Annotated in this window: 6 protein-coding genes and 1 pseudogene; 5 read left to right on the plus strand and 2 right to left on the minus strand. The window is 68.1% G+C overall.

From position 1 onward, the window contains the following. Positions 1 to 124: 124 nt before the first annotated feature. The 4 genes and pseudogenes from OG700_RS36835 to OG700_RS36850 all read left to right on the plus strand — a co-directional run. A pseudogene (locus tag OG700_RS36835) lies at positions 125 to 1,615 on the plus strand (MFS transporter); the annotation flags it as partial. Between the two features lie 82 nt (positions 1,616 to 1,697). Beyond that, entirely contained in the window at positions 1,698 to 2,243 is a 546-nt protein-coding gene (locus OG700_RS36840; protein ID WP_405621323.1) for a TetR/AcrR family transcriptional regulator, read from the plus strand. A 169-nt stretch (positions 2,244 to 2,412) separates the two neighbouring features. Next, entirely contained in the window at positions 2,413 to 3,345 is a 933-nt protein-coding gene (locus OG700_RS36845) for a hypothetical protein (protein ID WP_405621325.1), read from the plus strand. A 177-nt stretch (positions 3,346 to 3,522) separates the two neighbouring features. After that, entirely contained in the window at positions 3,523 to 4,203 is a 681-nt protein-coding gene (locus OG700_RS36850) for a haloacid dehalogenase type II (protein ID WP_405621327.1), read from the plus strand. A 409-nt stretch (positions 4,204 to 4,612) separates the two neighbouring features. Here the strand turns inward: OG700_RS36850 and OG700_RS36855 are convergent, their stop codons facing one another. Beyond that, positions 4,613 to 5,065, minus strand: coding sequence for a DUF4262 domain-containing protein (locus OG700_RS36855; protein WP_405621329.1), 453 nt, complete (start codon positions 5,063 to 5,065; stop codon positions 4,613 to 4,615). 325 nt (positions 5,066 to 5,390) lie between these two features. Next, positions 5,391 to 8,060 carry a Helicase associated domain protein gene (locus tag OG700_RS36860; protein WP_405606871.1) on the minus strand — a complete coding sequence of 890 codons (2,670 nt, stop codon included), beginning with the start codon at positions 8,058 to 8,060 and terminating at the stop codon, positions 5,391 to 5,393. Between the two features lie 116 nt (positions 8,061 to 8,176). Here OG700_RS36860 and OG700_RS36865 point away from each other — a divergent pair, with 116 nt between their 5' ends. After that, positions 8,177 to 8,806 (plus strand): ankyrin repeat domain-containing protein, encoded by a 630-nt coding sequence (locus tag OG700_RS36865; RefSeq protein WP_405606868.1) that lies wholly within the window; start codon positions 8,177 to 8,179, stop codon positions 8,804 to 8,806. The last annotated feature ends 349 nt before the right edge of the window (positions 8,807 to 9,155 follow it).

Consider the following 9,155-nt stretch of genomic DNA (forward strand, 5'->3'; position numbering starts at 1 on the left):
CCCTGCCTCTCCGCCGGAACGCGTGAGCCCAGTGGGCGGGCACCTCGCTTCCAGCCGTAACTGTACCTTTCGTAAGGTATAGTTACGGTCGGCCGGGAAAGTACTGAGGGAGAGGTGCGCGGGGATGGTTCTGAGTACGAAGCGGCGCTGGCTACTGCTGACGGTGGTGAGCGCGGGGCTCCTGCTGATCACGTTGGACAACTCGATCCTGTACGCGGCGCTGCCGACGCTGGTGGAGGATCTCGGCGCGACCAGCTCCGAGAGCCTGTGGATCATCAACGCCTACCCCGTCGTCATGGCCGGCCTGCTGCTCGGCAGCGGAACTCTCGGCGACCGCGTGGGGCACCGGCGGATGTTCCTGATCGGTCTGACGATCTTCGGTGTCGCCTCACTCGCCGCCGCGTTCTCACCGAGCCCCGAGACCCTGATCGCCGCACGCGCGCTCCTCGCGGTCGGCGCGGCCTCGATGATGCCCGCCACCCTCGCCCTGATCCGCGTCACCTTCGACGACGAACGCGAGCGGAACATGGCCATCGCGATCTGGGGCAGCCTCGCGATCGTGGGCAGTGCGCTGGGCCCCGTCATCAGCGGGATCCTGCTCCAGAGCTTCTGGTGGGGATCGGTCTTCATCATCAACGTCCCCGTCGTCATCGCGGCGATCGTCGCCACAGCGATCCTCGCGCCCCCCAACGACGCCGATCCGTCGAAGCGTTGGGACCTGCTGTCCTCACTCCTGGCACTCGTCGCCCTGGTCGGCCTCGTCTTCGCGATCAAGGAAACCGCGAAGACGGACCCCTCCCCGCCCGTCATCGCCCTCGCCCTCCTCGCGACCGCCGTCGGCGGATGGGCGTTCGTACGGCGGCAGCGCCGACTGCCCTACCCCTTGCTGGACTTCACGATCTTCCGCAACCGGGCGTTCCTCGCCGGGGTCCTCGCGGCCGGGTTCTCCCTGTTCGCCATCGCCGGCATCCAGCTGATCACCACCCAGCGCTTCCAACTCGTGGAAGAGTTCACCCCGTTGCGCGCCGGACTCCTCGTCGCGGCCGTCGCCCTGGGCGCACTGCCGACATCCATGGTCGCGGGCGCGGTCCTGCACAGGGTCGGCCTGCTGCCCATCATCACGGGCGGTCTCGCCCTCAGCACCGTCGGCGCCCTGCTGATCCTGCTGAACTTCAACACCAGTACGGGTCTGCTCATCACCGGCCTGATCATCACCGGCGCCGGCCTCGGTGCGGCCATGGCCGTCGCCTCCAGCGCGATCATGGGCAACGTCCCGCCCCGCCGGGCCGGCATGGCCTCCTCCGTCGAGGAAGTCTCGTACGAGTTCGGCAGCCTCATCGCGGTCGCCCTGCTCGGCAGCCTGCTCACCGCCGTCTACACCGCCACCGTCGACCTCCCCGCCGGGGTGCCGGACACCGCACGTGACAGCCTCGACAGCGCACTCGCGCTGGCACGGGAGGGCGCACAGCCGAACACGCCACTGATCACCGCCGCGTCGGAAGCGTTCGACGGCGCCTACTTCGCCGCGATGATCGTGGTCACGGCCGCGCTCACCGTCGGTGCGCTCGTGACCGGCGTTCTGCTGCGCCGCCACGGCCCCGGATCGGCACTCTCCGCACTCTCCGCCGCCCCCACGGCAGCCGCACCGACCGCCTCCGCACAGCACGACACCCCGCACCAGGAGCAGCAGGAGCACCATGCGCACCAGTAAGCGAACCCAGATCCTTGAGGCGGCCACCCGCGTCGTACAGCGCGAAGGCGTCAAAAGCGTCACCTTCGACTCCGTCGCGGCGGAGGCCGGCCTGACCAAGGGCGGACTCCTCTACCACTTCGCCTCCCGCGACGACCTCATCCAGGCCATCCACGAGCACCTCGCCGACCAGTGGGAAGCCGACATCATCGCGGCGGCGGGAAAGCCCGCCTCCGAAGCCACCCCCACCGAACGGCTCGCCGCCTACGCCCGCGTCGCCATCCAGAGCGCCACCCGCGCCGAGCTGCTCTTCATGCTCGAAGGATCAACCACCGCCCAACACGCGGCCCCCTGGGACGCGGTGATGGAACGGTGGGCCCCACCGCTGGCCCCGGTCGCCGACGACCCCGCCGCACTCGACCAGTTCGTCGCCCGCCTCGCGGCCGACGGTCTGTGGCTGTACGAGTCATTCACCGACGCACGACTGGACCCCGAGCTACGGCGCGCCGTCGCCGAACGCATCGCGGGCCCCCTCGCCCGCGACGACAGCTGAACCCGGCCTTCGACGGTCCGTTCCGCACATGGCGCCGGCCGCCGCCAACCGTGCGCTCCGGCGAATGGCGTAACGGCCGCTGGGCCGTGCTCCCCTTGATCAATAACCTGACGCCCGGCGCGTGATGTCGCGCCTGTCGGACAGAGAAACAGAGAAGGCGAGCGACCCGGTGAATATCCCGATGGTGCGGCGTACGGCCTGGACGAGTGCGGCGACCGCGCTGCTGACGATGCTCGGCACCCTACCGGCCGGCGCGGCCGGTGAATGGCGGAAGGTCGGCGACGACGCCCGCAGCGGTGTGAGCGGTCTTGCGTACGAGGCCGGCGCCGCCGGAGACCGGGCCGGCGTGACGGCGCTGGTCGTGCACGACAACAAGCGGTCCGGGCAGCAGCGATTGTCCCGGATCACTCATGGGGAGGATTCCTCGGTCATCGCCCCGATCACCTGGGACGGGCCGGAACCCGTCGACCTGGAAGCGGTCGAGGCCGTCCCCGGGACGCCGGGGGAGTACGTGGCGCTCGCCGCCCGAGGCATCGTCTACCGCCTGAAGGTCACCGGTTCCACGGTGACGGTCGTCGATTACGCGCCGTTGCCGTCGATCGGCGAGGGCGACGACTTCGAGAGCTTCGCGCTCGTCGCCCAGCACGGGAAGCTCGCGGCTCTGTGGGCGGACCGGGGGGCCGGCGCGGACCGTCCTGCCACGCTGTACGCGGCGCCGCTGACGTTCGCCCCCTGGGGGCAGACGCTGTTCGGCGCCGTGACGAGCCGGACCTACCGGGCGCCGTACCCGACCGGGGACGGCACACGCCACATCTCCGACATCTCGGTGACCAACTCCGGCCGGATCATCGTGAGTTCGGCTGCCGACGCCGGTGACGACGGCCCGTTCGACTCCGCGGTGAGTGACGCGGGCCGGGTGACCGTGTCGGCGGCGGGCCGGGTGCGGGTCGCGCTCGCGGCGTCTCCCGTGGTGCTCGACACGTTCCCGCAGTACAAGATCGAGGCGGTGGAGTGCCTGCCCGGGTCGGCCGACGCGCTGGTGGGCACCGACGACGAGAACCTGGGCGGATTCGTGCGGACCCTGCCCGTGTGCGGCGCCTGACCCGGGGGCTGCAGCGGCGTGGCGGCCGGCATGACATGACGCCGGTCCCTGCGGACCGATGGGGTTCGCGGGACCGGCGTGCGACCGGACGGGAATCTCCAGCGGGCCGGGCGGGTTGGCCCATGAACAGTGCCGTTTCGGCACGCCGTAGCGGCTGATGAAGGAGACCTCGCCCGCATGGAGAGCCCGTTGACCCGTCCTGCCCCCAAATTCATCACTTTCGACATGTACGGAACCCTGACCGACTTCGCCATCGGATCCGCCGCCAGAGAGGTGATCAAGGATGTGGCTCCGCCTGAGCGGCTGGACACCTTCCTCCACCGCTTCAGCTGCTACCAACTCGACGAAGTCATGGGCGATTGGCGGCCATACGACGAGGTGATCGCGCGATCCTTCGAGCGGGCCTGCGAGAGCACCGGAATCGCGTTCCGGCCGAACGATCCCGCCAAGGTCTTCGCGGCGATCCCGGAATGGGGCCCCCACCCCGACGTACCTCAGCCGCTCGCCAAGCTCGCCGAGCGATTCCCGCTCGTCATCCTCTCCAACGCCGCGAACGGTCACGCCGACCGGAATGCCGCGAAGCTCGGCGCGTCGTTCCACGCGGTGTACACAGCGGAGATGGCGCGGGCCTACAAGCCAAGACTGCGCGCATTCGAGTTCATGTACGAACAGTTGGGCTGCCGGCCGGAGGAGACGATGCACGTGTCCTCCAGCCCACGTTACGACTTGCAGTCGGCGACGGACCTGGGCGTGAGGAACACGGTGTATCTGAACAGAGGAAGCGAGCCTTCGGCGCCGTTCTACCACGCCTACGAAGTCACCTCCCTTGCCGGTGTGGTGGATGTCCTGGGCATCTGAATCCGGCGGTGGTGTGGTGGTGTTGTGTGTGGGGTGTGGTTTCTGGTTGTTGTTTGGTGGGTTTGTCTTGTTGTGAGGGTGTGTTGTTGTGGGGTGGGGGTAAGGGGCGTGGTTGCCTCTTGCCTCCCTTCTTGTGGTTGGTGCCTGGTAGTGGGGTGCCGTGTTTTTCTTGTGGTGGTGTTTGGGTTTCCGTTTTTTGGGGGTTAAGTGGTTGCTTTTTGGCTGAGTCGGGTTCGAGCTTTTCCGTAAAGTGATTTTGTTTGAGCGGTTTCCAGTGATGGTGTTGGTCTGTGATTGGTTGGTATGTGAGAGGTCAGAGTTCGGTCGTCCAGGCTCTGGCGGGGTGCTCTCTCGGTGGCAGCCACGTCTGAGGTTGTGGCTTCCGATGCCTCTCCTCAGTCTGATTTTTTCAGTGGAATCGGTCGTCTGTATCGGGCCGCGCGAGTTGGAGCTCGGGCAACGGGGGCCGCCGGTAGGTCCCCGTGGCCCGCCCGAGGAAGGTTCGGTACCGGCGGGGATCGGTCTGCCTGAGCGCGACTTGGTGACTGTCGACAATCTCGGGATGTCTTTGGTCTTCAGCCTGTACGGCACTCGCGGCGGACTTTGCTCCGAGCCTGTTGAGCGTGTGGTGTATGGCGTGGATGCCGAGTCCGTACATGGCGAGTTCAGGTCTGCCGTGAGTGTGCGCGAGGCCGGTCGTGTGGGCGAATCCAGGACCGATCTTGTCCTCGGGAGCCATCTGGACGTGCCATCCGTGCTGCTGCACATTTTTGATGATCGTCAGATCCGCGTGGTCCGCCTTGTCTTGGTCGCCGTGGTCATGGCAGAGGACACAGCGGTACTGGAATGAATCATCAGCCATGTGCGGGGGTTACGAGGTGAGCGGCTGTATCGGGCGGCCGGGGCTCGTGTGCGATCAGATCCGCTGGCGCACCGCCGCGCTCGTCTACCTTCGTGGCACAGTGCCGCCCGAGCACTACATGTGGCAGCTGCGTCCCCGATGGCAGGATTTCAGCGTTCCTGCCAGCTACCCAGATATTGCGTAGCAGATCTTCGGGCGGGATGGGGGGCCGGTCCTTGTTCGCCCTTGAGGGTTTTCTGGCGCTGGTCGGGCCTTCGCCGACTACCAGGACCCGACGAGGGGGCCAGTCGCGTGCTGTGTCGGCCGGCCCCTTCGACGTCTGGCTCTATGCCCAGTCGACGCCCAGCTCAGCAAGCGCTGCCCGCTGCTCCTGGGTGAGTTTGTCGCGCCGAGTCTTGGTGTTGGAGATCCATACGCCGAGTTTCACGGTCATCGGCTCCCCCTGGCCGTCGACGGTGATCGTTTCGCTGTGGCCGCGCGGCACCGGCCGGTGGGCGCCTTCCCGTTCGATCCACTGCGCGAGGGCCTGCGCACCCCGCTGGAACGCCTGTTGCGCCTTGCTCGGGCCCTTTGCCGCGGGCGTGGCCGCGGGGGCAGAAGGCGGGACCTCAGTGCCTTTGATGCCCAGCGCGGTCAGCCGCTCGCGCTGCTCGGGCAGGAGCGGCGCCCAGGTGCCCGGCTCCTGCTGCCGCCGTCTCCATGTGCCGATGTCGTCGCCGTTGTAGACGACGCCCGGCGCGATGTGGGGCAGGGCGCCGTCGGCGTCGACGAGGTCGGCGAGGACGCGGTGGTGGCGTTGCCAGTCCAGTGGCCAGGGGCAGTTCCAGTCGGGGTCGATCGCGGCCAGTTGCTGCGCGCGTGCGGCGGCCCGCTCCGGGTCTTTGCCCAGGCCGCCCTTCCGGCGGAGGTTGGCCATGTGCTGGCCGATGGGCACCATTGCCTCGGCCTCGCCCCAGGCCGCGTCCTGGCGTGGTGCGAGGTGCCCCATGGCGCGCCGGTAGGACCTCAGGGCGGCCAATTTGATTTCCCAGGCCTCTTCGCCCGGCTCCCAGACCATTCCGGCCTCGGGGGCGTCCAGGAGGGTCTTGCGCCGCTCCTCCAGCTCACCCGCCCGCAGGGCCTTCCTCTGCTGGTGGACCCACCGGCCGAGGGGGAAGTCTTTGGTGACGCCGACTTCGACCTCTACGTCGTACGGGGCGGCGTGGACGCCGGTGATCTGGTTCTCCTTCCGCCAGCGGGTGAGGGCTTGGTAGCCCTCGAGCCACACCATGCTTTCGACTTGGTAGACCCGGGTGCGGAGGAACGCGGCGATGGTCGCCGTGTCGCGCGGGCTGGAGAAGTGCAGCAGCGCGGACTCGGCAGCGGCGTCGGTGGCGTCGTCGTGCTCCTGGTCGTCGCTGTCGCTCTCGCCGCCGGCCTTGACGATCTGCCCGTCCTCATCGCGCTGGACGTGGACGGTGCGCTTGCCGCTGGTGAGGGCGCGGGAGGCGAGCTGCTCGACGAGTCGTTCATCGTGCGACCGCAGGCCCTGGAGCACGGCCACGAGGGGGCGGAAGCTGGCGCTGGCGACCATGTCGGTGGGGTCCTCGTTCGGCTCCAGGAAGACCGGCACGATGATCCTGGCGATTTTGGTGGTGCCGTCCTTGTTGAGGCGGAGCGCGCGGCCGATGTTCTGCACGATTTCCACCTGGGAGCCGCGGGTGTCGGCGAAGCAGATTGCGTCGACTCCGCGTTCGCCGGTGATGTCGACGCCTTCTCCGAGGACGCGTACGGAGGCGAGGAACGCGCGGTGGACCCGGCGGCCGGCCGCGTCGATGCCGTTGGCGAACTGGCGCAGCACCTCGCGCCGTTCGGCTACGAGGTGGTCGCCGCACAGCCACGCCGACCAGACCCGGTCCGGGGGTACGTGGCGGCCGGCCTCCAGCTCGTAGAAGGCCGCGTCGATGGAGGACTTTGGCAGTTTGTCGGCGGCGGCCAGGTCGTCGCCTGTGGCGTCGTTCAGGTACAGCTCGGCTGCGGTCTCGGGGAGCTTGTCCGCGAACGTGGCGGCTTCTTCAACCTTCTGGTGGAACGTCATGACCGTGCGGAGGTTGTACGCGGCGGCGTGCTCCAGGAGCGCGGTCTGCAACAGGGCCAGGCGCCGGCCCCGCCGCGCCTCCTCGGACTCCCCGATCACGGGGGAGGGGTCACGGATCTCCAGGACGTCGATCTCGAACCCCGCGAGGATCTCGCGCTCGATCGCCTCGCTCAGACCGAGCTCCGCGAGCCACGCGCCGTACGTGCCGTCCGGGTCGTCGGCCATGGTCGCGATCTCCGCCTCCTGGCCGTCCGCGCCCTTCTGCGGCCGGGCCGCCGCAAGGATTCGCGGGGTCGCGGTCAGGTAGAGCCGGAAGTCCGCCGGGATCCGCTGGTTGTCGTGGATCGCAGCCCACGGCCGCCCAAGATCACCAGCGGTTCCGTGGGCTTCGTCCACGATCGCGAGGTCGAAGCCGTCCATGCGCTGTCCGTAGAGGCGCTCTCCGCCGGCCAGGGCGGCTTCCAGCGGCCCGCGAACGGTCTGCTGGCCCATCGGTGCGGTGACGTCTTCGCGGTCGACCAGGGAGGCGTACGTGGCCAGTACGACGACCGGGCCGTGGCCGGCCCACAGGGCGAGCTGGATCGGGTTGGTGGTGGTCCGCACCTCCAGCTCGTTCAGTACCGGGTCGTTCTCCAGCGAGCACACCGCGATCATCGGGGCGCGGTGGCCCATCAGGCGCCATGCCTGGGCGGTCTGGGCGAGCAGGTCCAGGGTCGGGACGGTGACGAGGATCCGGCCGTCCGGGAAGCACTCCAGAGCGGAAGAAGCGGCCATGATCGTTTTACCGGAGCCGGTCGCGGACACGATCGTGCCCCGGGCGCCCCGGGCGGGCACAGATGATTTTGCAGGGAATCCGACCCACTTACGGAAACTCGCCTTTTGGTCTACTTGGTGTTCCCGGAGTTGTACGTGCGGCATGAGAGACCTTCTTTACTGATGTCTACAGCTCATCTTCCGACAAGGGTGAGCGAGGGTTCGTGGTGTGAGTGCGAAGGCGGTAGCTCTGATGGCGGTGTTGGAGGACGATGCGGGACATGGGTGAGATAGCGGAGTTGGTAGAGGCGGCGGGCTCCGGCGACCTGGAGCGGATGACAAGCTTGCTGGGCAAGGGCGCACCGGTCGAGGGAAGAGACCAGGAGCACCGCACAGCTCTGGACTGTGCTCTTTGGGCGGGACAACGTGAAGCTGTCCGCCTCCTTCTGGCCGCAGGCGCGAACACTGAACAGCCCATCGGGGAGTACGCTGAGACGCTGCCATTACGCTTCACCGCTGAGCGAGGTATGCAGGCCACGGCCCGCATACTGCTGGAGGCGGGGGCAGAGCCTGATGGCCGACTGTGGGAGGGCCGGGCTACCGCCTTGATGGTGGCGGCCACCGAAGGACACGAGGACATCGCTCAAATGCTGCTGGACCACGGCGCAGGCCTTGAGGCGGTGGGACGGGACCAGACACCGCTGGAGTGGGCGGCGTTCGGGGGCCGGCCGGCAACCGTCCGGTTGTTGCTGGACCACGGCGCGGCCCGCACGGCCGAGGCGCTGGCCGCAGCTCACCGCAGCGCCGACCGCTGGAAACATACCCCTGAGCGCCAAGCAGAATACACGGCGACAATCTCCATGCTCCTGGCCGCAGGCAAGCGAGCCTCCTCGAAAATTTCTTTTGATTGAACTCAGAGGATGTCCCAAATTTCCGCCAACAGTACATGCTGTATCAGAATGATGCAGCCGTCACGCCGAAACCCGCCCCCGTAGCCAGCCTGGCCCGCGAAGCGGGCCACAAGGGCTTGGAGGCGAAGCCGGAAAGACCGGGCAGGGGAGCGAAGCGGACCTGCCACAAGGGCGCGCAGCGCCCGCAGTCCCTTCCCAGATCCCAAGCGAAGCGCGGGATCTGACGGCCCGAAGGGCCGGCCCCCGCGAAGCGGGGGCAACCGATGCGAAGCAACGGGATTCACGAGGAAGCGAAGCGCCCCCGCCCCGCCGAGCGAAGCGAGGCGGTTCAGTTCCACAGCGCGCAGCG

Source organism: Streptomyces sp. NBC_01508 (assembly GCF_045040315.1).
GTDB lineage: Bacteria > Actinomycetota > Actinomycetes > Streptomycetales > Streptomycetaceae > Streptomyces.

Coding starts and splice junctions, on each gene's coding strand:
- OG700_RS36840 (WP_405621323.1), top strand. CDS start 1,698: ATGCGCACCAGTAAGCGAACCCAGATCCTTGAGGCGGCCACCCGCGTC.
- OG700_RS36850 (WP_405621327.1), top strand. CDS start 3,523: ATGGAGAGCCCGTTGACCCGTCCTGCCCCCAAATTCATCACTTTCGAC.
- OG700_RS36855 (WP_405621329.1), bottom strand. CDS start 5,065: ATGGCTGATGATTCATTCCAGTACCGCTGTGTCCTCTGCCATGACCAC.
- OG700_RS36860 (WP_405606871.1), bottom strand. CDS start 8,060: ATGCCGCACGTACAACTCCGGGAACACCAAGTAGACCAAAAGGCGAGT.
- OG700_RS36865 (WP_405606868.1), top strand. CDS start 8,177: ATGGGTGAGATAGCGGAGTTGGTAGAGGCGGCGGGCTCCGGCGACCTG.